General features: G+C 71.0%; 17 protein-coding genes and 1 pseudogene. 5 read left to right on the top strand and 13 right to left on the bottom strand.

Features of this window, described 5'->3' with window-relative positions; translation table 11 throughout:
• Positions 1 to 31: 31 nt before the first annotated feature.
• On the top strand, positions 32 to 745 hold the full coding sequence (locus ACIQM3_RS23890) for a TioE family transcriptional regulator (RefSeq protein ID WP_401627352.1): 714 nt from the start codon (positions 32 to 34) through the stop codon (positions 743 to 745).
• Positions 746 to 788: 43 nt separating this feature from the next.
• On the opposite strand, the gene ACIQM3_RS23885 is transcribed toward ACIQM3_RS23890, so the two are convergent.
• The 12 genes from ACIQM3_RS23885 to ACIQM3_RS23830 all read right to left on the bottom strand — a co-directional run bounded on the left by ACIQM3_RS23885 (position 789) and on the right by ACIQM3_RS23830 (position 19,997).
• Positions 789 to 2,558 (bottom strand): HEXXH motif domain-containing protein, encoded by a 1,770-nt coding sequence (locus ACIQM3_RS23885; RefSeq protein ID WP_401627351.1) that lies wholly within the window; start codon positions 2,556 to 2,558, stop codon positions 789 to 791.
• 330 nt (positions 2,559 to 2,888) lie between these two features.
• Entirely contained in the window at positions 2,889 to 3,995 is a 1,107-nt protein-coding gene (locus tag ACIQM3_RS23880) for a caspase family protein (RefSeq protein ID WP_401627349.1), read from the bottom strand.
• Positions 3,992 to 5,158 (bottom strand): hypothetical protein, encoded by a 1,167-nt coding sequence (locus tag ACIQM3_RS23875; RefSeq protein WP_401627348.1) that lies wholly within the window; start codon positions 5,156 to 5,158, stop codon positions 3,992 to 3,994. The genes ACIQM3_RS23880 and ACIQM3_RS23875 overlap by 4 nt, the downstream gene beginning before the upstream one ends.
• Positions 5,159 to 5,247: 89 nt before the next feature.
• Positions 5,248 to 9,573 (bottom strand): FxSxx-COOH system tetratricopeptide repeat protein, encoded by a 4,326-nt coding sequence (gene fxsT, locus ACIQM3_RS23870; protein WP_401627346.1) that lies wholly within the window; start codon positions 9,571 to 9,573, stop codon positions 5,248 to 5,250.
• A complete protein-coding gene (locus ACIQM3_RS23865) occupies positions 9,573 to 10,625 on the bottom strand; it encodes an AAA family ATPase (protein WP_401627344.1) in 1,053 nt (350 codons plus the stop codon). The genes fxsT and ACIQM3_RS23865 overlap by 1 nt, the downstream gene beginning before the upstream one ends.
• Positions 10,622 to 12,139 (bottom strand): hypothetical protein, encoded by a 1,518-nt coding sequence (locus ACIQM3_RS23860; protein ID WP_401627342.1) that lies wholly within the window; start codon positions 12,137 to 12,139, stop codon positions 10,622 to 10,624. Before ACIQM3_RS23860 ends, ACIQM3_RS23865 begins: the two co-directional genes overlap by 4 nt.
• Before the next feature lie 189 nt (positions 12,140 to 12,328).
• The gene (locus tag ACIQM3_RS23855; RefSeq protein ID WP_401627340.1) at positions 12,329 to 13,336 is read right to left on the bottom strand and encodes a LacI family DNA-binding transcriptional regulator; all 1,008 of its coding nucleotides are present in this window, start codon (positions 13,334 to 13,336) and stop codon (positions 12,329 to 12,331) included.
• A 228-nt stretch (positions 13,337 to 13,564) separates the two neighbouring features.
• Complete coding sequence (locus tag ACIQM3_RS23850) at positions 13,565 to 14,653, bottom strand: pectinesterase family protein (protein WP_401627338.1); 1,089 nt, start codon at positions 14,651 to 14,653, stop codon at positions 13,565 to 13,567.
• A gap of 218 nt (positions 14,654 to 14,871) precedes the next feature.
• The gene (locus tag ACIQM3_RS23845; RefSeq protein WP_401627336.1) at positions 14,872 to 16,326 is read right to left on the bottom strand and encodes a family 43 glycosylhydrolase; all 1,455 of its coding nucleotides are present in this window, start codon (positions 16,324 to 16,326) and stop codon (positions 14,872 to 14,874) included.
• Complete coding sequence (locus ACIQM3_RS23840; protein WP_401627334.1) at positions 16,308 to 17,279, bottom strand: arabinan endo-1,5-alpha-L-arabinosidase; 972 nt, start codon at positions 17,277 to 17,279, stop codon at positions 16,308 to 16,310. Before ACIQM3_RS23840 ends, ACIQM3_RS23845 begins: the two co-directional genes overlap by 19 nt.
• Positions 17,280 to 17,487: 208 nt before the next feature.
• On the bottom strand, positions 17,488 to 18,711 hold the full coding sequence (locus ACIQM3_RS23835) for a cytochrome P450 (RefSeq protein WP_401627333.1): 1,224 nt from the start codon (positions 18,709 to 18,711) through the stop codon (positions 17,488 to 17,490).
• Positions 18,708 to 19,997: a cytochrome P450 gene (locus ACIQM3_RS23830; protein ID WP_401627331.1), complete on the bottom strand. Its 1,290-nt coding sequence runs from the start codon at positions 19,995 to 19,997 to the stop codon at positions 18,708 to 18,710. Before ACIQM3_RS23830 ends, ACIQM3_RS23835 begins: the two co-directional genes overlap by 4 nt.
• 242 nt (positions 19,998 to 20,239) lie before the next feature.
• On the opposite strand from ACIQM3_RS23830, the gene ACIQM3_RS23825 reads away from it, so the two are divergent.
• The 3 genes and pseudogenes from ACIQM3_RS23825 to ACIQM3_RS23815 form a co-directional block, all read left to right on the top strand.
• Positions 20,240 to 20,590: a hypothetical protein gene (locus tag ACIQM3_RS23825; RefSeq protein WP_401627329.1), complete on the top strand. Its 351-nt coding sequence runs from the start codon at positions 20,240 to 20,242 to the stop codon at positions 20,588 to 20,590.
• Positions 20,591 to 20,596: 6 nt separating this feature from the next.
• Positions 20,597 to 20,863: a hypothetical protein gene (locus ACIQM3_RS23820; RefSeq protein ID WP_401627327.1), complete on the top strand. Its 267-nt coding sequence runs from the start codon at positions 20,597 to 20,599 to the stop codon at positions 20,861 to 20,863.
• A 69-nt stretch (positions 20,864 to 20,932) separates the two neighbouring features.
• A pseudogene (locus ACIQM3_RS23815) lies at positions 20,933 to 21,586 on the top strand (AbfB domain-containing protein); the annotation flags it as partial.
• Positions 21,587 to 21,678: 92 nt separating this feature from the next.
• Here ACIQM3_RS23815 and ACIQM3_RS23810 read toward each other — a convergent pair.
• Positions 21,679 to 22,308, bottom strand: coding sequence for a proteophosphoglycan 5 (locus tag ACIQM3_RS23810; RefSeq protein WP_401627326.1), 630 nt, complete (start codon positions 22,306 to 22,308; stop codon positions 21,679 to 21,681).
• A 163-nt stretch (positions 22,309 to 22,471) separates the two neighbouring features.
• Here ACIQM3_RS23810 and ACIQM3_RS23805 point away from each other — a divergent pair, with 163 nt between their 5' ends.
• On the top strand, positions 22,472 to 23,389 hold the full coding sequence (locus ACIQM3_RS23805; protein WP_401627324.1) for a hypothetical protein: 918 nt from the start codon (positions 22,472 to 22,474) through the stop codon (positions 23,387 to 23,389).
• Positions 23,390 to 23,396 lie beyond the last annotated feature (7 nt).

Below are 23,396 nucleotides of genomic sequence, written 5' to 3'. Positions count from 1 at the left end.
TTCCGCGATTGCCCGCGATAGCGTCGGGGTCATGGGGCGAAACCTTCAAAGTGGCGCACGGCTCAGGCCGGTCGATCTGGCGCGCGGGCACGGTCTGTCCACGCAGGCGGTGAGGAACTACGAGGAGGCCGGCATCCTCCCGGCAGCCGACCGCACACCCCACGGCTACCGCACCTACACGCCGCTGCACGCGGGGGCTCTGCGCGCGTTCCTGGCCCTGGTGCCGGCCCACGGTCACCGCACGGCGACATCGGTCATGCGCGCCGTGAACGAGGGTGCGGCCGAGGAGGCGTTCCGCCTCATCGACGAGAGCCACGCCCAGCTCCTCGACGACCGGCGGACGCTCCAGGCCGTGGAGAGCGCCTTCCGCGACCTGGAGCCCGCCGCCGGGTCCGGGCCCGGCGTCACGTTCATCGGCCCGCTGGCGGGGAAGTTGGGAATCCGGCCCGCGACGCTCCGCAAGTGGGAGAGCGCCGGGCTGGTGCACCCGCGCCGCGACCCGCGGACCGGGTACCGCGTCTACGACGAGGCCGCCGTGCAGGACGCCGGGATGACCCACCAGCTCAGGCGCGGCGGCTACCTGCTGGAGCAGATCGCCCCGCTGATCGCCCAGGTGCGGGCGGCAGGAGGCCCGGAACCGCTGGAGGCCGCGCTGCGCGACTGGCACGGGCGGTTGGCAGCCCGGGGGCGGGCGATGCTGGCCGGGGCAGCGGAGCTGGAGGCGTACCTCCGCACACGCGGATGAGACGGGACGCACGTCTCGTCGCGCCCGCCGGGGGAATCCGGTGTCAGCGCGGCGGGGCGTCGGCCAGCCAGCGGGCGGTCCGTGTCCAGTCGTCGGGCGGGGTCCCCTCCGTCAGCGCCGCGAACCGCTCGGGGCGGGCCAGCAGCCGGCGGTCACGCGGGTGCAGCGCCGTGTGCGCCAGGAGCCAGCCGGACAGCGCGTGCGGATCGAACGGGCCCGGCCCGCGCAACTGCGCGGTGTACGCCGAACGTGCCGCTTCCGGGTCCCCCGCGACAAGCAGCTCGTCGGCCGACGGTGACCGGCCGGCCTCGAACTCCCTCAGCTGGAAGAGACGGGCGCGGTCGTCCTGCCAATACGCACGGCCCGGATCCCGCACGACCAGCGCCTCACCACCCGGCACGGGGGCGGCGCCCGCGCGCAGCGCCTTGAGGAGCGTCCCCCGGTCGTCATCGGCGCACCGCAGGTTGCGCAGCCGCCACTCCACCCGGTGGCTGACGGCGGACGCTCGCGCCCTGGCCACGGTCGCGGGTTCCAGCGGTTCCCTCAGCCAGCCGTCGACCGTCTCGGACAGCCGGGTGACCAGTCGCAGGCCCGGTTCGGTGAGCCGGGCCTGTGTCGCCAGGGTGCGCAGGACCATACGGGTCTGGAGCCGGCGCATGGCGAAGAGGTACGGCGCCCGCCCGGCCGGGTCCGCCCGGCTGTCCCCGATCCGCCCCCGCCAGAATCCGGTGACGCCGACGAAGGCGTACGCACCGTGGAGGAGACCGGGCAGATGCCGGGGGTCGGCGCGCCAGGGCGCGTAGTGGCGCTCGGTCCGGTCGTCGTCGAGGAGCGGGAAGAGGTGGAGCAGGGCGCCGAGTTTGCTGTGCTGGAATTCGTGGACGAGGGTTTCCGCGAGGGCGAGACCGTCCGGCGGCCGGGCGATCACCATGGAGGCGAAGGCGTCACCGGTGGAAGCGCTGAGCCCCTCGGCCGGCACGGGGAGCTCCACGTCGCCGTCCTTGGCGCTCCAGGGCACGATGCGGCTGATCTCTTCGGGCCGCAGCCCGCCTGGTCCGCCCGTCCCGCCCCGGCCCAGGATGGCGACAGCTTCGCGGAACATCCGCTGCCAGGACCGCAGTTCGACGGGATCGAGACGGCCTGGGGCTATCGGCTCGTCCAGGTCGCGGTAGGGATCGAGGTCGTCGAGCTGGACGGTACGCGTCCCCGGACCGGTGTCCAGCCGGTGCACCGGAAGCCAGTGCGGCGATTCCTGCTCGGTGAGCGGGCGTACGACGATGTCCGGCCCGTGCCCGGTCCGTACGGTGAGGGTCCCGTCGGACACCGTGGCCCTCACCGGGTGGTAGCCGTCCTCGTCCGGGCCGGGCAGCCGGACCATTCCCAGCGCGGGCAGTCCTACGGTCACACCCCGTGCGGGCAGGAGGAGTTCGGCGTCCGTGCCGGCGTGGACGGCCGCCGCCGCGGCCACCGCGGCGATCTGCCCGGCGTCGGCCCACAGGGGCGGCCCGGAGGCCGTGCCGTGCAGCCGGCGGAGCGTGTGGGCGAGCCAGCTGCCGACCTGGGGGGTCAGCAGGAGCGTCTCGACCGGCTCCGGGGCACGGTCGGCGGCGGCCTCCAGCGTGGGCCAGACCGTCCGCGCGTCCAGAGGGCCGAGGATGCGGGGGTCCGCGTCGAAGAGGTCGAAGAGCTCACGCAGGAGCAGGAGACGGCGCGTACGTTCGCCCCGGACCAGGAACGCGACGGCCTCGGGCGAGCCGCCGCCCGTGGCGATCTCGTCGAACAGGGTGCCGGGCATACGGATCGGGGCGTACATCTCGCTCCCTGTGGTGGACGGGATTCTTCGCGGCGGCTCATTCGGCCCTCCCCGGTTCTCCACCGCCCCCCATGGCGTTGCTGCGCGCGCGCCTCAGCTCCGCGAGCAGCCGAGGGCCGGCGTGGGCGGCCGGAACGCGGCGCAGATCAGCGACGCGCACAGTGGCCAGATCCATGAGGTCGGACTCGAGGTGATCAGATGTGCCCTCGGCGAGTACCGGCTGGTACAAGGCGCGCTCCCCCTTCGCGAGCGGCGGCACAGGATGCCACCGTTTACTCCATCATGACGACTCAGACCCCTTCCCGAAACCCGTGTGATCACGCCAGCAGATCACATTCCAGGCCTCGGGTCCGCAAGGAAGTCCTGTATCGCTGACTTGAGTTCGGCGGCGCGGACGGGATCGTCATCGATCAGCGTCACCGCCTCGTACAGGCGCTGAAGACCCTCGGTATGCGCCTTGAGGGCGCGGAAGATCCCGATCACATCCGTGCGCGGCACGAGGTGCCTCGGCATCCGGGCGACGATGGCGGCAGGCAACTCGTTGACCAGCGTCTGCCGTTCGTCACGGTCACTCATCAGCGGATACGCCATCAGGGCCGTGACGATCCTGGAGGCCGGAGGCTCCGCGGGTCTGCCGGACGGTGCCCGGACGGCGGGCGGGAGCGGCGGAACGCGCTCGGAGTACCCCGGCGCCTCCAGGCGGAGGCCGGGGGTCTGATCGGTGAGGCCCGCCTCACGGAGTGCGCTCATCCTCGCCTTCACCGCGCCGAAGAGGGGCAGGGGCTCCGGCAGCGGATCGTCTTCGAGCTCGCGCAGAACGATGTCCGAGAACAAGCCGAGCCGGCGCTCCGGATCGTTGCCCGCCCGCTGCCCGCGGCCGGCGGCGAACAGCAGGGTCTGCTCGTGCGCGGTCACCCTTGCCCCGGTGGGAAAACGTTCGGTGGACGGCGACTGGGGGAAGTGGTGCTGTTCGTCGAAGGTGCGGCAGGCGTCGACCATCCACATCTGCACTCCGAGTCCCGGCGTAGCATCGCTCCTCAGCCGCGTGAGCGCGGAATCGACGTCTATGGCGCGCCGGTCGGTGAGGGTGGCGTCGGCTGTGTAGAGCGCCGTGTTCTCGTTCGTGTCCAGCACGCCGTGGCCGCCCCACCACACCCACAGCGCCTGCGCCGCGCTGTCCGGGGCGTCCTTGATGAGGGCGCGCCTCAGGGAGTCGTGGTCGGCCTGCCGGAACGGCACGTCGGGAGCGTTGCCGGGCAGGGGTGCGAGATGGAGCTGGATGTTGGCGTCGGGCACTCCTCGGGCCAGCAGCCAGTCACGGAAGCGCAGGGCGTCCCGCGCGGGGCCCGGGAGGTCCCAGCCGGAGCCGGCGGCGTACTGCTCGATTCCGACGACCAGGGCGAAGATGCGGTCCGGTCGGATCGTTCCGCGGTTCACGGCAGCCGCTCCCCGATCGCACGGTAGACAGCCGGGTCGGTCCAGTAGGCGCTGTGTGCCACGGGGAAGGGTTGCCGACTGTCAATGGCGACGTCCTGGGCCCGGCCGGGGAAGAGCGGTTCGGCGGCGTACCCCAGCAGGTCGCGGCGATCGTAGAGATTCAGCCAGGGCGGAACATGGCCGGGCAGAGGATCCGGGTGGGCCAGCGAGGGCAGCGCCCCCGTCTCGTACAGGAAGGGGCCCTGCGAGCCGACGGTTATGAGGAGTTCGACGCCGGGCAAATGGCCGGTTATGAGGGTGTCGAGCGAGACGATGCCGCCGAGGCTGTGCCCTAGCAGGACGACGGGCGGCTCCAGTGCGGCGACGAGGTCACGCAGCCCCTGGCGCATGTCCTCGCCCCGGGCGAGGTATTTGAGGATGTCGCCGGCGGCGGGGTGCGCGGCGTCCGTGAGCGCACGGCGGCGCCGTACGGCGTAGCGGGAGCCGAGGCGTACGAGCGGCCGTCCCACCATCCGGAGCAGCGGGCCGCGGCCGGTGCCCGCCGGTGCGGCGCCCAGGCGTCCGGCCAAGGCGACAACGGCCGCGTCCCGCATGTCACCGCCGGTCAACACAGGCCGGTCCATGGCGAGTTCGGAGGCGATCACCGTGGCGGCCAAGGCCCTGGCCAGTACCCAGGCCAGGGTCTCCTGGTCCAGGGACTCGGCGGCGGGGCCGAGCAGGGGGCTGCGCGCGAGCTCCGTTGCCGCTTCCCGGAGTCCGGGGCCGAGCGCGTCCGCCTGCGGCTCGCCGTGTGCCGCGAGCGCGCGGAGGAGCGACCTCGGACGTTCGTCCGGAAACGCCGCACCGGGCGGCGTGACGCGCGGGCCGGACCCGGCCGACGCCGTGGCCAGTTCGGCCGAGGGGTCCTCGTACAGCCGGGCCCACTCATCGGTCTCGTCAGGCTCGTCGGGATCGCCGGCGCTCCGGCCGGTCCCGGCGCCGGGGGCGGCCGGGATGCTGGCACCGCCCGCCGCGAGTCTCGCCCCGTGCTGCCCGCCCCAGTCGTACGCGGCCACGCGTGCGTCCGGAGCAGTTGCCGCGAGGCCCGATGTGACTCGCGCGAGCAGCGCGGTCAGGTGCGGCTCCCGCACGCCTGTGCCGTGTGTGAAGACCACCGTGGTCATGCGTACGCCCCCGTCACTCTCGCTGCGGCCCCGTCCGTCACCCGCGAGGGCGACGGACGGGGCCGACGAACACCTGGCCGTCCTCGATGTCACATCGGCAGCGGTGCGATGTCGAAGTCGATGCGCTGATGGAGCCTCGCCGCGGTGTGCCAGGGGTGGTTGTCCCCGAGCAACCGCGCGAGCCCGGCCACGGCCTCCGAGTTGAGCCGGTCCGCCTCCTGGGAATTCCCCAGTCCACGTTGGTCCAGGGAAAGATTGGCGGTGCAGGCCAGGGTCAGCGGGTGGCCGGCCCCCGCCGTCTCCGTGAGCTTGGGGAGGACCGCCGAGTCGGCTGCACCGGCCTCTGTGAAGTCCAGCCGGGCGTAATGGTCGTTGGCCCTGCACATCGCCGTGGTCAGCGTGTTCAGGTGCGCGCCTCCCAGGGAGCCTTCCAGATGCTGGAGTGCCTCGGTGTCCAGTACCTCGGCCCTGTCGATGTCGCCCTGCGCCCGCAGCGTCGCCGCGAGATTCACCTTGGCGAACTGTGTGTACGGGTGATGGTCCCGCAGCACCTGGCGGTATCCGGCCAGCGTCTGTTCGCCCAGCTCCCGGGACCCGGCGAGGTCGCCGTTCAGTCGGCGTTCGACCATGGCGTGCGCCGCGGCGCCGAGAGCGTCGGGGTTGCCCAGGCCGTAACGGGCGGTGAACCGCTCCAGGGTCTGCTCGGCGAGATCGGCTCCGCCCTCCACGACCCCGGCCCTGCGCCGGCACACGGCGAGGTTCAGGGCAGCGCGGATGGTCGAGGCATTCGATTCGCCGAAATGAGTGACGTAGGTCAGGTAGTTGGACTCCTGCAGTGCCCGCGCGCCGAGGTAGTCGCCCGCCTCCCGGAGGTCGGAGGCCAAGGCGCTCAGTGTGTTGAGGGTGAGACCGCTCGCGGGGCCGTAGAGGAGCTCGCGTTGCCGCGCGGTCTCCTCGTCGATCCCGCGCGCCGAGCCGAACCGCCCGTTCAGCCTGAGGGTCACGCAGAAGTCGTGTGCCGCGCTCAGCGTCGTGGGGTCTTCCGGCCCGAACAGGTCGCTCGCCCTTGTGAACGCCTCCTCGGCCAGCTCGCGTGCCTGCTGGAACTCACCTCGGTGTCGCAGGGCCCCGGCCATCTGCCACATGGAGTCGATGAGTTCCTCATCGGGAATCTGTGCGCCGCGCGAGATCGCGAGAGCCCGCTCGTTGTGCACGATCGCCTCGTCGGGTCGCCCGAGCAGCCGCAGATAGAAGCCGAGCAGCTTGGTGATCCTGATGACGTGCAGGTCCTCGTCACCCGACTGGGCCCGCCAAGCCGACCAGGCCAGCCGCGCCTGGGCGGCGCCCGATTCGTGCGCGCCCCAGTAGTAGAGGAAGAACACCATGTCGTAGACGAGGTCACGGACCCAGGCGTCGGAGCTCTCCACCGCCCCGGACGCGATCACATGCGGGAGGATCGCCTGGTAGGCGGGCCACTGGTCCGGCGAGGCGGGTGCGCCCGGCTTGGCGGTCGTGAGCAGCAGGTGGGCCGCTCGCGTCATCCTGGCCCGCTCCTCGGGGTCCATCCTGGCCACGATCACGTTCTGCATCAGCCGGTGCATCTGCAGGGTGGCGGTCTTGTGGTCCAGTCTCACCAGCGACAGCTTGCTCAGGTCACGGGTGGCGCGGGCCAGCAGCAGGGGGTCGCGCAGGACCGGGTCGAGCTCGGGGGTGACCTCGACGTTGCGTCCGCCCCTGAAGAGGTTGAGCGGGATGGGCTCCGGCGCCATGCAGGCGCAGATCTCCAGGAGTTGACGTGCCGCCGGGTTGTCCTGCGAGAGGCGTCCGAGGGAGATGTCCCAGACCGCTGCGACGGGGAGCGGATAGTCGGGCGACGGGTCGAGCTCGAGGATCTCGGGCCTGCGTTCGTCCAGCAGGGTGAGGTATTCGTCCACCGGCATCCCGGTGGCGGCGTGCCAGGCGCCCGCCTGCTCGACCGCGAGGGGCAGGTCGCCCAGCGCGGCGGCGAGCCGGTCCGCGTCCCCGGAGCTGAGGCCGCGGGCGCGGCGCTGCAGGAGCGCGACGCTCTCCTCGCGGTCGAAGACGTCGACGCTCAGGGGGGTGGCGACGCGTTCCCACTCGCGGTTGCGTGAGGTCACAATGATCTTCCCCGGCCCGCCGTTGGGGAAGTAGGAGCGTACGGCCTCGATGTCCTCGGCGTTGTCGAAGACCAGCAGCCAGTTGTCGAACGGCTTGCCCGTACGAAGGGCCTCGCGGACGGCGGGCACCGCGGCGTTGGCCTGCGGTCCCACCTCCAGACCGAGGCTGCGGGCCAGGTCGGCGAGGGCACCCAGGATCAGGTTCTCCTGCTCCGAGGGGATCCACCAGATCACGTTGAACTCACCGCTGTGGCGGTACACGTATTCGACGGCGATCTGCGACTTCCCGACACCGCCCATGCCGTGCAGCGCGTGCGGGAGGACGGCTGTGGTCTCGTCCTCCCGCAACTGCCGTTCCACCGCCGCCAGAAGACTTTCCCGCCCGGTGAAGTTCGGGTTCTTCGGTGGCACGTTGCCCATGATCTTCGGCTGGCCCGTACGGACGAACCGGAGCTCCGGTGCTAGGGCGGTGCGCGCGTCGACCCGATCCTGCTCGGTGTCTACGGGTGGTGTCGTCGACGACACAGATCCTCCTGGTGGAACCGTCGATTGCGACGGGGAAGCGGGGTCGATCTCGTTCACATCAGATGCCTCTTTATCATCTATTGTCGCCCCCGCCGACGCCCCCGCGCCGTGCAGCAGCTCGCTGTTGACGAGCGCCGCGCGCCTCCGGTACGGCATGCCTCCCAGGGCGCGGAGTACGGCCAGTTCGATGCGCAGCCACGCGGGGCCGCCCCCCGCGTCCGGAAGCGCGGCCTGCGCCGGATCGCGCAGCGCGGCGCGCAGCCGTACACCCTGTGCCCGGCTGGCGCGCGACTCCGCGAGCAGGCCTACGGCCCGGGCGAGTTGGGTGCGGTTCCCGGTGGCGAGCAGTGCCTCGCGAATGCCGTCGGCGAAGTCGGGACCGCCCTCTCCGTCCCGCTCCCAGTCGATCAGACCGCCCATCATCACCTCGGCCAGGTGCTCGGGGCGGGACTCGGGAAAGGCCCGGGCACGCAGCTCCTCGATGACGTCGAAGCGCAGGGGCGCCACCGCCAGCAGGACGGCGAGGTGCCGTGCGAGCGGGCTGGCCAGCGCGACGAACCTGCGGACGGCGTCGGCTGCCGCGCGAGGCCCCTCGATCCTCGGCGCCCGCAGCCCGGCCGCGGCCACTCCCTTGGCCATCGCACCGGCCAGGACCACGGGCAGCGTCCGGCGTACGCCGCGTTCCCCGGTGACCAGGTCCGCCCAGGCGCGGAACGAGCCGGGGCGCAGGCTGAGGACCGGGACGGCCACGGAACCGTCCCCCGTGTCGGGCAGGATGTGCGCGTGCTCCGGCACTCCGTGCGGCGGGTGGCAGAGGAAGTGGCGGTTGAGCGCCCCGAATCCGGCGGCGTCGAGCCGCGCCCGGAAGGGGTAGACCGAGGAGCGGTGGCGAAGGTACGGCGGCAGCAGATGGACGAGCGCCGTCGGCCCGGCCGCGGAGAGCCGCCCCAGCAGTTCGTCGGCGCCGCCCTCGGCCCATCCGGGTGCCAGCCCGTCGGTCACGACGAGGAACAGCCGTGTCCCCCTGCCGTCCAGGAGTTCGGCCGGGTCGGCCCGCCTGTTGCCGGGCCAGCGCAGCTCGGGCGGCGCCGCGGCGGGCAGCAGGACATCGACCGTACGGACGTCCCGGAAGGCACCGCTGCGGACCGCCTCGTCGGTCAGCTGACGTAAGGAGCTGTCCCAGACGGGCATGGTGGGCGCCCTGTCCACGAGCAGCATCAGGTCGAAGGCTCGTTCCTGGACCGGGTCGAGGTAGGGGATCCACAGTCCGTCGATCACACCGTTCTCGGCGGTGCGGGCCTCGTCCAGCCGGCTTTCGTGGCGCGACGGCACGCGCCGGCCCAGGCCCCGCAGGGCCTTGGCCAGGGGCAGCGGCACGACGCGCCGCGTGGGGCGTGCCTCGTCCGGAGCGAGGGTGTCGGGCCGGCCCTGCCGTGAAGGGAGGGCGTCGAGCAGTTCGATGTCCCGCGGGTCGACTCCCGGATGGCTCGCGGCGGGCACGGTGTCCTCCGCGCCCTGCCCGAACGGAGGAGCCGCGACCTCGGGGAGGGCCCTCTCCATGACGTCCGGTAAGGGCGCGGGGTCCAGGTCGGTCCCCCCGTCCGCTCCACGGCCCGCACGGCGCCAGGCCGCCGCGAGCCAGACGGCGTCGGCGAGGTCCTGCCAGCTCGCCTCGCCGTCGGTATCGTGGAGGTCGCCGCCGCTCGGCGCGGGGGTCGTGTCCGGGGCGCGTTCCCGTGGCGAGCCGTTCATCAGCGGCCTTTCGAGAGGTCGCGGAGAAGCATCTCGATGAGCTTACGCCCGTCACTGTCGTCCCGGAATCCGTGGGCCGTGGTGAGTTGGACGGCGTTCAGCAGCTGATCGACGGACTGGGTGCCTCCGCCTTCCAGGCGCCTGACGAAGTCGTCCACGAGGCCGTCGACGCCTTCGGGGCGCCGGCCCAGGTGGCTGATGACGATGGACACAAGGTGTTCGCGGCTGGGCGGGCGCATCTCCAGCGGCAGGCACCGGCGCCGGAAGGCGGCCGGGAACTCACGTTCGCCGTTGCTCGTGATCACGACCACGGGGAACTCCGCGCACTCGACCCGGCCCGCCTCGATGACGGCCCGGCCCTGGGGGTCGTCGGTGAAGACGGACAGCTCGGCCACGCCGGCGCGTACCAGTTCCGGGATCTCGTAGCTGCCGTTCTCCAGGACGTGGAGCAGGTCGTTGGGCAGGTCGATGTCGCTCTTGTCCAGCTCGTCGACGAGCAGCACCCTGGGGCGTCCGTAGGCGAGCAGGGCCGTGCCGAGCGGGCCGAGGGTCACGAAGTCCCCCAGGTCGGGGGCGCTGCCCGTGCCGCTCTCCGCCTCCGCGGTGCCTCCGGCGCGCCAGGCGGCGATGGCCTGGGCACGCCCGATGGCGTCGTACTCGTAGAGCCCGCCGCGCAGTGTGGTGCGGCTGACGATGCTCCAGGGCAGGACCCGGCCGAGTCCCAGTTCCTGGGCGATCAGATACGCGAGGGTGGATTTGCCCACTCCGGGCGGCCCGGTGATCAGCAGGGGGCGCCGCAGCAGAAGCGCGGCGTTGACCGCGTTGATCTCCTCCTCGCGTAACTGCGGGCCCTCCTGCACTGTGCCGAGCCGGCGCAGCGCCGACTGCGCGTCGTCCGGGGGGGCCTGCTGCAGCGGGCTTCCGGCGAACACCCGCCAGGGCGGCGGCTGCGGCAGTTCCGGCGGGCCGCCGGCCGGGGGCTGCCCCGTTGCGTGGAACACCCTCCAGGAGGGTGGCGTGACGGACTGCGCTGCCGAGGCCTGCTCGGTCATGCTGTCAACTCCTCGCAGTCGACCAGGCGGTACGGGTCGTCCCAGAAGAACGCCATGTACTTACCCACGGAAAGGCTGTCACGCCCCAACTCCTCGGCCTCCTGACGGATCTGACTGACTTTCGACGGGAGCTGGGCCGGCGGATGCGCGAGCAGGAGGGTCAGCACCTGGCCGGACAGGTCCGGGCTGTCCGGTCTGCGGTCCCAGGCTGCAAGTCCGACCCCCTGCTCGATGGCGATGCTGAGCGCGTCCATACCGTGGCCGGGCATGGCGGGAACATCGAGTATGACCGCGGTCAGACGCGGGTTCCCCGCGAGTCTGGCATGCCAGTGCTCCAGTCGGTCACCCTGCTGCCCGTGCCACCGGTGGGTCTCCGCCACGCCGACCTTCTTGAGCTGTGTCCACCGGGCCCGCCACCGGCCGAGCTCCACCGTGTCACGGGCCCTCATGCGCTCGAGGCTCCGCAGATGGACATGGTAGCGAAGGGCGATCGGCATCCGGACATGAGACCGCGTACCCAATTTGATGCCCGCCATGTCGTGATTCAGGAATTGGAGGGGGAGGACGAACTCGATCTGCACCGGGGGATCATTCTCGCTCTCCGAGACATCCGCCCAGCGTGCGGCGCCCTGGCTGATCGCCCGTTCGACCGCGCCGGCCAGGGCGTCGAGGCTGGTGCGTTCGATGTCTCCCGCCACGGGCTCCCAGTACCCCGGCGCGGCGTTGACCCAGTGACGTACATAGACATCAGCCGAACTGTCGTCTGCGGGCTCCACCATCACGACGAGACAACGTGACACGTACGGGTCGGCCGCCGGCCGGGCCGCCATCGCACGCCTCCGCTCCTCCAGCGCCCGCACGGTGTCCGGGCCGGCTTCACGGGCCCACGCGTCCGACCAGTCCCTGAGCTCCTCGCGGAGCACCGGCTGGGCCAGGGACGCGGCGGCCTCGACGAGCACCAGCGCCGGGGGCAGACCGTCGGCCTGGGTGTTCACGGCGCACAGGTGGTCGAAGAGCTGGACCGGCGTCCGGCCGTACGGCACGTCGGCCCCGAGCTCGTGGTTCAGGATCGCGTGCAGGCGGGCCTCGTCGACGCGCCACTCCTCGCCGAGCAGCCGGTGGGCCTCCCGCACCGCGTCGGGGGTGAATTCCTCATCGGCCGAGCGGGCGGCCTCCGCGATCCGCGCCAGCTGGGCCGCGCACTCCCGGCCCGCGATGGCGCGCACAGCGGAGTTCAGCGCTTCGAGGCCCTTTTCGTACTTCAGCAGCTTCCGGAGAAAGAACACCATGTCGGCCCGCGGATTCTGCCGACGGTAGACGATCTCCGCACCGACGTGTTCCGCGGCGAAGTCTATGAACTGTCCGCACTGGTCGCGGTCGGTCACGAAGTCCTGTTCGCACAGGAAGTCGACCAGCGCGCCGATGAGCTGCGCCCAGGCCTCGCCCGACTCATCCCCTCCGGACAGCCCGTTCCGCACCACCGACCACCCCCGTCGAGCCGGTACCACCTTCATGACAGATCGCGAAGTTATCACGCCGGATCTTCAGCAACCAGCTTCACTACAGGGCCTGTTGACCACCTGTGACACACATCCGCCCCGCCCTGCCAGGCCCGTGGCAGGGCGCTCGGGACACTCCACCCTGCCGAGCGAGCGGCGCCCTCTCGCCGGTCACACCGGCGCTGGCCCCGAGCTCGCACCCGGTCACACCGGCGCTGGCCCCGAGCTCGCACGCACCGTCAGAACCGGTTCCAGGAGCTCCACTTCGTCCGTACCTCGGCCCGCGAGCTTCGCAACCACCTGTTCCACCGCCCGGCGCCCCATCTCCTGCGCCGGGATGGCCACGGAGGTGAGCCGCACCGACGCCTGCGTGGCCACCTGTTCCGGGCAGATGGCCACCACGGACACATCCTCGGGCACGGCCCGCCCCTGCTGCTGGAGCAGATTGAGCAGCGGCTCGACGGCGGCCTCGTTCTGGACGATGAAGCCGGTCGTTCCAGGCCGCTCGTCGAAGATCCGGCCCAGAGTGCCGGCCATCGCGGCGTAACCGCCCTCGCAGGGGCGGTGCAGGATCCGCATCCCGGTCTCCTGCGCCTTGGCCCGTATGCCGTCCACGGTCCGTTCGGCGAAGCCCGTGTGCCGCTCGTAGACGGCGGCCGCTTCGCCGATCACCGCGACTTCGCGGTGGCCGAGGCCGGCGAGGTGATCCACGCAGAGCGCCCCGGTGGCCTCGAAGTCGAGATCCACACAGGTCAGCCCGGAGGTGTCCGCGGGCAGGCCGATGAGGACGGCGGTCCGCCCCGAGTCACGGAGCAGCGGCAGCCGTTCGTCGTGCAGTTCGACGTCCATGAGGATCATCGCGTCGGCCAGCGAACTGCCCGCGATCCGCCGGACGGCCGCAGGCCCCTCCTCCCCGGTGAGCAGGAGGACGTCGTAACCGTGCGTACGGGCGCTGGTGGCGACGGCGATGGCGATCTCCATCATCACCGGCACATACATGTCCGTACGCAGGGGCACCATCAGTGCGACGATGTTGGACCTGCTGCTGGCGAGGGCGCGCGCACCGGCGTTGGGGTGGTAGCCCAGTTGCTGGATACTGTGTTCCACCCGTTCCCGGGTGGAGGCCGAGATCGACCGCTTGCCGCTGAGGACGTAGCTCACCGTGCTCGCGGAGACTCCGGCGTGCTGGGCGACCTCGGCAAGCGTGACCATTCGGCTTCTCCCCTACAGATGGCGACCGGAGGGGAGAGCGGGTGAAGCGCTTCGACAGCGCCGCGCTGTGCTCCCCTTCGCACTCTGACATGCCAAGACACGTGGAGCCTAGACTCGCTCACAGGGACTGTCCAGAGTGGGAGTCGAAGCGCTTCGACCGCACAGTCGGCAGCGCTTCGCTGCAGACGACCGCATCGTCGGCAGCCGTTCGCCGCCCACCACCGTGGCTCAGGACGCCGAGGGTGTCCAGCCTGCCAGCCAGTCGGCGGTCTCCTGATCCGCGGCCTGGGAGTCGGTGAGCTGCGGCCGGTCGCTGCTCGCCGAGCCGGATCCGGGCCCGGTGTTCCCGTATTCGGCGAAGCGGTCGTCCTTCCAGGAGAACCCGCTCATGTCCGTCCACGGTGCGGACCTGACCGCAGAGCTGAGTGCCGTGTCACGGAAGGTGGCCATCGGGTCGAGCGAGGCGTCCCCACCCGCGTGCCACGGCCGGCCGAGGTAGAAGGACGCCGCCGAGACATCACCGTTGACGGTGGACCCGGTGATCAGGAAACCCTTGCGGTCGGCGGCCGTGCTGGGCGCGGCGATGTAGCCGGCGGAGCTGCCGTCCCAGCGCTTCTTCAGCGTGATGACGGATGCGTCGATCACCGCGGTGGCGCGTCCGAAGATGAAGTCGACGTTGCCGATGACGTAGGAGTTCTTCATGTAGACGCGGCCGAGTGTCGTCTTGGAGGCGGTGTCGAGCAGCAGGGTGTCCTGGTCGCCGGTGACGATCACGGAGTCGAGGAAGACCTTGTCCGCGGCGGTGCGCAGGGCCACGGCCTGGAGTCCGCTCATGTTCTGGTTGGCGGCTTCGTCGAAGTCGTTGGAGATCGTGAGGTTACGGGCCTGGAAGCCGTTGGCCTCGGCCGCGACGGTCGCGCTGCCGCTGGTTCCGTAGGTGCCCGAGCCGTCGGGCTTCCGGGTGCCGGAGGCGTTGTTGTAGACGATGACGGTGTCCTTGCGGCTGGAGCCGCTGCCCTGGAGGGTGACGTTCTGCTTGTTGGAGGGGATCTTCACGAGTTCGCGGTAGGTCCCCGGATCGATGGAGACGACGACTCGTGCGGTGTTGCCCGCGGGGATCGCGTCGACCGCCGCCTGCACGCTCCTGTACTGCCCGCTGCCGTCCTTGGCGACGGTGACGGTGGTCGCCGCCTCGGCCCCTGACGCCGCCCCGGAGGTCCAGGCCGAGGCGGCGGCCAGGAGTGCCGCCACCCCCGCGGTCATAGCTGTGCGGGGCCCCGGGCGGTCGGCGGTGCGTCGTCGTCGGCTGGCTGCCATGGCCTGATCCGTTCGTCGTGGGAAGAGGTGGGGTTGCACTCGGTAGTCGCCGCAGCCGTCCCGAAGGTTGCCGGGCGCTCCGACGTCGATGCCGCAGGGGCCGCGTGTCCGCACGCCCGGACGCCGGTGCGGGGCGAGGGTGAGGGGGCAACCACGCCGCCGCAGCTCACGGGCGCCTGAGCCCGTGAGCTGCGGCCGGCCCGGACCGGGTCCCGGCCTCAGGAGGCCGGGACGAGCTTGAACTGCTGGCAGGTGTTGTTCAGCCAGGTCCACTGCCGTACGTCGGCGCCGTCGGCCGTCGAGCAGTCCGCCACGTCGGCGACCTTCCCGGTGGCCTGGTTGACGATGCGCACCCATCCCCCGGCCTCGGTGGTGACGAAGCGGAATCGCTGGCAGGTGTTGTCGAGCCAGGACCACTGCCGCAGGTCGGCGCCGTCGGCCGTCGAACAGTCCGCGGTGTCGAGCACCTTGCCCGACGCGACGTTCACCAGCCTGCTCGTGTCGTCTCCCCGGTCGTCGATGCGCCAGCGCTGCTTCGCGCTGCCGTCGCACGTCCACTGCTGGACGTTCGCTCCGTCGGCGGCCGACGCACCACTCACATCGAGGCACTTTCCGGTGGCCCGGTTGACCACGGTGTACGCCGTCGGGGTCGCCGCCGTCTCACCGGAGGGCCCCGCCAGTGTCGTGCCGAGAGCCACGGGTGTGCCCAGATTCGGCGTGCCGTCGGAGTTCCAGCTCAACTTCTGTGCCCGCGCCGTACGCCCGTTGTCGCAGCCGTCGGACGCCGAGTCGTTGGCGTGGTAGACGATCCAGCTCTCCGTGCCGTCCGGCGAGGTGAAGAAGCCGTTGTGCCCGGGTCCGTAGACCCCGGCGGCGTCGTTCCGCTGGAAGACCGGACTGGACTTCTTCGTCCACGAGGACGCGGAAAGCGGGTTGGACCCGGTCAGCGTGAGCTGTCCCAGCTTGTAGTCGGGGGTCCAGCAGCCGCTGGCGGAGTAGACGATGAACGTCTTCCCGCCCCGCTGGAGCACCTCGGCCCCCTCGTTGACCATGCCCCCGGTTCTCTCCCAGTCGTGGGTGGGTGTGGAGATCGTCGAGAACGACCCGCTGAGCGTGTACGGGTTCGACATCGGCGCGATGACGAGATTCTGCGTACCGCCGCCGCTCGCACTGCCCAGCAGATACATGGACCCGTTGACCGTGAGCACGCTCGGGTCCAGCATCCAGGTGCTGCCCAGCTGGTTCCTGTACGTATAGGGCCCCATGGGGTCGGAGCCCGCGCTCTGCAGCACGTGGACACGCTGCGTGGGGTTGTAGTCGGTGATGTTCTGGCCGGCCACGTAGTACAGGTACCAGCGTCCGCCGGAGTAGTGCAGTTCGGGCGCCCAGATGTTGCAGCAGCGCGAGGCGGCGTCGCCCTGCCACACCTGCACGCTCGGCGCGGTGGAGAGTCCGGCCAGTGTCGGCGACTTCCGCACGGTGATGACGTCTGTCCAACTGGTCGACACCAGGTAGTAGTTGCCGTCGTGGTACGAGATCCAGGGGTCGGCGCCCTTCTGCGCCTTGACCGGATTGGTGTAGGGGCGGCCCTCGGCGGCGGACGCGGACGTCGGCTGCCCCATGGCGAGCGCCAGCAGGAGGGCGCTCAGCAGGGTCAGTAGGCGACGGGCCATCCGCTGCTCCAGTTCAGGAGGTTGACGCCGAGCTTCGGGGTGCCGTTGTCCTGTCCGTCGTAGTAGTGGTAGACGAGCAGGTCACCGTCGGAGTCCGCCAGGATCGACTGGCCGCCGGGGCCGATGTAGCGCCCGTGCGACTCCATGACGGGCGTGCCGCCGTTGCTGAGCATGCTGACGCCGTTGCTGTCCTTGTACGGGCCGGTGACGCTGGTGGCCCGGCCCACCTTGATCTTGTACGTGGAGCTGGTGCCGGCGCAGCAGGTGTCGTACGAGGCGAAGAGGTAGTAGTAGCCGTTGCGCTTGACGATGGAGGGCGCCTCGACGGCCTTGGTCCCGGTGGGCCGGGAGGCGAGGGACCGGCGGGCGGTGTCCCCGGCGTACTGCTTGCCCGTCGACGGGTCGATCCGGATCATCTTGAGCCCGGTCCACCAGGAGCCGAAGGAGAGCCACCACTTGCCGTCGTCGTCGACGAACAGGTTGGGGTCGATGGCGTTGTAGTCGCTCGACGAGTTGGAGGTGTAGACGATCCCGTAGTCGCTCCAGCTGCCGGCCTGGCCGGTGGTGGAGGCCGCCAGGCCGATGGCGGAGGTGTTGGAGCCGAAGGACGAGACGGCGTAGTACATCAGGTACTTGCCGCCCTGATACGAGATGTCCGGGGCCCAGGGGTCGGACGCCGAGGAGTAGTTCTTCCACCAGCTCGGCTTGGTGGTGAACGCGTTTCCGGAGCGGCCGAAGGCCGTGCGGTCCGTGGAGGTGCGGAGCTGGAGGCCCTCACCGGTCGAGTAGAGCAGGTACTGGCCGGACGAGCTGCGGACCATGCTGGGGTCGTGGACGACGATGTCACCGCTGACGACACCCGGGTTGGGGTACGCGGAGGCACTGCCCGGCACGAGGGCGAGCAGGAGGGCGGCGGGGAGTACGGCGAGGCTTCTCCTCAGAGTGCGGCTCACGAGGAAAACTCCTTCGGGGGTCGGGGATGGGGGGTGCATCCCGCAGTCGCCGCCCGGCACCGCATCGGTTGCCGCGCGCCGCCCACTTTCTTCGAGGAACCGGATGGTGTCCGATAACCCGAACGACCTTATGAGCCAATTGAGTTGCCTGGACGGACGCACGCCCTTCCGGGCGCGTGTCCGGCCTGGAGCTCTCCCCCGCCGGCAGTCAGCCGTGGAGCAGCACGGGGAAGGCCTCCATGTCGTTCTGTGTCATGACGGGCAGCTTGCGGATCTCGTCGTCGGCGATCGCGAGCTTCAGGTCCGGGAACCGCCCGAACAGCGCGGGCAGCGCGATGCCGGCCTCGACCCGGGACAGCGCGGCACCGGGGCAGATGTGCGGCCCGTGGCCGAAGGTCATGTGCCGGATCGGCGTCGGCCGGGTGATGTCGAAGGCATCGGCGTCGTCGCCGTGCTGGGTGACGTCGCGGCCGATGGCCCGGTAGGAGATGACCACGCCCTCCCCCTCGGCTATCACCTGGTCGCCGATGTGGATGTCCTCGGTGGCGAACCGCATCAGCAGGTGAGTGGTGGGCGTGTCCCAGCGCAGCGTCTCCTCGATGACCGTGTCCCACGGGATCTCCCCGGCCAGCACCTTGCGGAGCTGGCCGGGGTGGGCGAGCAGCGCGCGTACGGCGTTGAGGATGAGCCCGATCGTGGTCTCGTGCCCTGCGGCCACCATCGCCTTGAGGTTGCCGACGACCTCCTCCTCGGTGAGCGGCTCCCCGCCCTCGTCGGCGAGGATCAGCGCGCTGGTGAGGTCGTCGGTGGGGTGGGCGGTCTTCTCCCGCACCAGTTCGGCGTAGAAGACGTCGAGCTCGGCGATCAGCGCCAGCCGGTCGTCCTGCGGGGTGAGCATCGAGAAGAAGGCCTTGTACTGCCGGGTCAGCATGGGGTGCAGCGCCTCGTCCACCCCCATCAGCAGGCCGACGACCTTCATCGGGAGCGGCTGGGCGTAGACGGCCTTGAGGTCCACGACCCCGTCCTCGCCCTGCGCGGCGAGCGCGTCCAGCAGCTCCTCGGTGAACTTCTCGATGGCCGGGCGGATCGCCTCCAGCCGGCGCGGGGTGAGGGCCTGGGAGGTCTTCGTCCGCAGCCGGCGGTGGGCCGCGCCGTCCACGGTGAACATGGAACGTCCGGCGTCGATCATGCCGATCAGCGGCCAGGCGTGGGTGACCTCCCCGCTCCGCCAGAGGCTCCAGGCGTCCAGTTCCTTCACCAGGCGTGTGTCGACGAGGAGTTGGCGCGCTTCGGCGTGCCGGGTGACGGTCCATGCGGGGACGCCGAGGAGCTCGATGCGCGCGAGCGGGGCGGAAGCCCGCAGCGTCTCCGTCTCACCGTCGAGGTCCTGGACCATGGGGTCGATCACCACGGTCGCGTGCGGGCAGTTCACAGCGGATCTCCTGTCGTGTGTACGGGAGCGAACCGGACGGGCAGCGCGTTCATGCCCCGCAGGAAGGCGGAGGGCCGCCTGACGAGCTCCTGAGCGGGTACGGCGAGTTCGAGGTCGGGCAGCCGGTCGAGAAGGACCTCGATCGCGGTACGGGCGATGGTCTCCGCGATCTCCTGCGCCGGGAAGGGGCAGCGGTACTCGCCGTGGCTGAACGCCAGGTGTGCCCCGTTGGCCGCGTGGTGCCCCCCACCCCCGGAGACCGCCTCCTGGCGTATCAGCGGGTCGGTGTTGGCCGCCCCCAGGCCGAGCAAAAGCATGTCCCCGGCGCGGATGGTCCGGCCGCCGAGCCGTGTGTCGCGCACCGCCCAGCGGCCGGCGAGGATCTGGGTCGGGCTCTCCTCCCAGAGGACCTCGTTCATCGCGTCTCCGACACTGCGCCGCCCGCCGGCGAGGGAGTCGGCGAACTGGTCCTCGGTGAGCATCAGCCGCAGGGAGTTGCTGATCCAGTCGGCGGTGGTGAGGTGACCTGCCGCGGTGACGGCCATGAGGTCGAGGGCGTACTCCTCGTCCGTGAAGGGCGCCGGGTCCGCGAGCATCCGGGAGGTGATGTCGTCGCCGGGCACGGCCCGCTTGGCCTCCACCAGCCGCCGCATGTGCTCGCCGAAGCGGCCGTAAGCCTCCTGGGCGCCGGGTCCCCCGTCGGCAAGGTCCTTCAGGACCCGGGCGATGTCCGTACCCTCCGCGTCGGGGAAGCCGACGAGGCGGGCGAGGACGAGCACCGGGAGCGGCTCGGCGAAGTCGGCGACGAGATCGGCGGCGCCCCGGGCGCAGATGCCGTCGACGAGCCGGTCGGCCAGCTGCTCGCAGTGCCCCCGGATCTCGAACGGGTCCGCGGCCTCGAGCGCGGGCACCACCAGCTCGGAATGGCGCCGGTGCTCGGCGCCCGCGGTGAAGTAGATGGACGGCATGGGCCGTCCGACCATCGGGAGGAGCGGCCAGTCCTCGGGTATGTAGTCCCACTGGTTCCACAGCCCGACGTCCCTGGGGAAGAGTTCGCCGTCGCTGGTGACCTGGTGGAGCTCGCGGTAGCCGACGACCAGCCAGGCCGGAAACCCGCCGGGGAGCTCGACCGGCACGACGGGCCCGTAGGAGTGACGCATCGTGCGGTACAGGGCCTGCGGCTCGGTGTGGAACGCGGGCCCGCTGAGCGGCACGGGCGTGGTTGCGAGGTGTGCGGGGCAGCCGCCGCCGGGAGAGGACGCGGCGGATAAGGAGGGGGTCGTCATCGTACGGACTCCTGGGAGACGGCTTCGCGCGTTGCGGCCATACGATCAACGCGGCACCACTATAGGGAGGTTGAGTGAAGCTTTGGGCACCGATCGGGACGGCCGTTCTGTGCGGATCCTCGCGCCTGCGGCTGGTCGTCCAGCGCGGAGAGGCGGCGGCGGGAGGCGCGTCGACCGACTCGCGGGAGGGCTCGCCCCGGCCGGGTCCCGCACCGGACGGACGGTGGCGAGGACGGCCCCGGGTGCGGTCGGTGCTGAGCGTGGGCAACCCCGCGCTCGTGAACCCCGTCATCGAGTTCGTACCCGGCCGGATGCGACGTGGCACCGTCGAAGCCGTACACGAAGCCGAGGAAGAGCTCCGCGTCCGGGACCCGGCGGACGGGCGGCTCCCACCGCTCGGTCGCACCGGCCGGCAGGTCGGTCTCCTTCTCCTCGAAGAAGTCGGAGCCTCGGCGTGGACGCACATCGGAGTCATTCCGGTCCTGTCCGAGCATGAGCCCCACAGGGAGGTGCGTGGGTCATCCGGACAGAGCGTCGTCACAACGCGGTTGTTGCTCGAATCGATGTCTCGACGCCCGAACACCGGGTACTGAGTCGACATGGCTCTCGTGAAGCGTGTTGCTCTTGCTCCTCGTGCGGTGCGGCAGCTGAGGCGCGTCCGCTCGGTGTACGTGGCGGGGATGCTGCTGTCCGCCCTCGTCCTGCTCTCCTACGACACTTCGGTGTCAGGAGGCAGACAGACCATGATCGCGGGTGTCTTCCTCGTGGTGTTCGCCGCCTTGCTCACGCTGACGGCGGTGCAACTGTGGCGGCACAGGCGGACCGAGCATTGCAGTACGGCGAAGAAGCTCACCCCGATGGCCTGACAACTCGTACTCCAACAGGACTTCGGTGTTCGCCCTGGTCGACGGCTGGGGCGTGGGGATTGCAGCGAGATGACGCCCGGTGCGGGTGTCCCGTTCTCACCCGGGCCTGTCCGGCGGATCATGCCGGGCGGTCCGTCGGCGCTGAATCGCTGTATCGACCCGCCGGACGAAGAACTGGGCGAAGCAGGCGGGGACCGGCGACCTCGGGAGGATCGAGCTGCACCACGGACTCGACGTTCACCTCGGGCTCCAACGGCGTACACGCCGGCCGGCTGTCGCCGAAGGCGGGCACGGCAGCGCCGGGCCGACCATTCGCGCGCTTCGACAACGTCCCGATCCGCTCCGATGTGTTCAGCTTCGAGGCCGCTGAGGCTCCGAACCGGTTCATGCGTCACGCGTGGAGCCGCGGCCGGGTCGATCCCGACGCCACACCGTACGCCGGCATGCAGTGGAAGCTCGTCCCCGGCCTGGCGGACCCGTCGGCCGTGCCTGGAGTCGGTCAACTTCCCCGGGCACTTCCTGCGCCGGCGGGACGGCGAGGTGTGGCGCGACGCTCGCGCCGACGACGCGGGCTACCGCGCGGACGCGACGTGGCGACACGTGCCCGGACTCTCGGACCGGTCCCTGGCGTCCTTCGAGTCCTACAGTTCCCCCGGCCACTACCTGCGGCACCGCGACGTACTGCTGTACGCCGAGCGCGTCCCCGCCGCCGAGCGCCCCGACGCCACCTTCCGGGCCTGGTCACCCGGTGGCACGGCCCGGCCGGGCAGCGCGCCCGGCCGGACCCACCGTTCGAGGTTCCGCGGCCCCACCGGTCAGACCGCGAGGAACGCCCGTGCCGCCGCCGCCCCGGCCTCGGCGTCCCAGCTCGCGGAGGGGGCGACAGCGGCCACCAGGTCGGCGTCGACCTCGCCGTCGGCGGCGATCAGCGCGTCGATCGCCTCGTAGGCGGGCCGACCGCCGTCGGAGTCCGGCATACGCTGGACGGTGGCGACGATCTTCCCCCGGGTCAGGGCTGTGGCCAGCACGGGCAGCCCCACGCTCGTGAACCCGTCGTCGAGTTCGTACTCGGCGCGGTACCAGGCGCTGCCGTCGAAGCCGTACACGAAGCCGAGGAAGAGCTCCGCGTCCCGGACCCGGCGGACGGGCGGCTCCCACCACTCGGGCGCACCGGCCAGCAGGTCGGTCTCCTTCTCCTCGAAGAAGTCGGAAGCCTCGGCGTAATAGGTCTCGGAGTCGTTCCGGTCCTGTCCGAGCAACACCGCCCGGTCCTCGTCGAGGTGGTGCAGGTCGGCCCAGCTGCCGTGCCCGTCGTCGTAATGCCACAGCGGCCAGAGCGCCCGGCACCGCTCGCCGTGCCCTGAGGCGGCCTGCACGGCGGCGAGTGCCGCCCAACGCCCTCGCAGCGCCATCGGGTCGGGAAGATCGAGCTGCACCAGGGCCATGATCGGGCTCCTTCGCACGTAGTCGCGGCTCGGTCGGTCACCGTGCCTTCTGCGGGGTTCCGTGCCCGCGGGGACGGTTCCCGGCCCGCCGGACCACCACTGGCCGCAGGGCCTTTTCGTCGCACGTGTACCCTCGCCGGGCACCGGTATACGCTGCCTGATCATGCGCATACCAGCACGCGGGCCGGCCGCCGGCGCCACCGCTCTCGTCACTGTCCTTCTCGCAGCGGTCACCGGTTGCTCGCCCTCCGGGCCCTCCGACGGCGACGACGGCGACGACGGCTCCAAGCTGCTCACGGCGCTCGGGCGCCTCGCCGACGACAGTGCCACGAAAGACGTGACCTTCCTCGACGCCGTCCGCGTACGGAAGTTGAGCAAGGGCGACGCCAAGCGGTTCACCCAGGTCTCGCAGCCGGCCAGTCCCCTGCTGAATCCGTACCAGCCCGGCCTCCTGGGACAGCAGTTCGAGGTCACCCAGATCAACACAGCGATCGACACCGGCGAGGCCGGGCACTGGTCGGGGTCGTTCGACGAGTCGGCGATCACCAAGTCGCTCAAGTCCAACGGCTATACACAGACCGAGAAGGACGGCCGGACGGTCTGGGCCCACCCCGGCGACACAGGGGCGACCCTCCAGGTCTCGGAGGACGAGATCTCCTACTCCACCCGGGACTCCGACTCCATGGCCGCGGTCGACCCGCAGGAGGGCTCCTCCTTGGCGGACCACAAGGATTTCCGCCGTGCGGCCGAGTGCCTGGGCGACGTCTACCGCGCGGACTACAACCCGCTCAGCTCCTCCAACCCGGTGCGCCTGGCGGCGCTGGGCCAGCAGGCGTCCTCTGCGGCGAAGAACACCGAGATCCTCTGCTTCGTGGTCAAGGACGACGCGGCGGCCGGCAGCCTGGAGTCCGACCTCCGGGCGGTCGTCAGTGCCGAGTCACCGACGTTCGACGGCACGAAGGTGACCGTGGAGAAGGGCGACCGGCCGCTCGTGCGGGCCGTCGTCCCCGACAGCGCCACCCAACGGCCGGGCCGCCTGATCATCTCCGACGTAGAGCTATGGATGACGGCCGCCCAGTAGCCGCGCG

This window comes from Streptomyces sp. NPDC091271, assembly GCF_044757505.1.
Taxonomy (GTDB): Bacteria; Actinomycetota; Actinomycetes; order Streptomycetales; family Streptomycetaceae; genus Streptomyces.
This window is presented reverse-complemented; position numbering and strand designations above follow the sequence as displayed.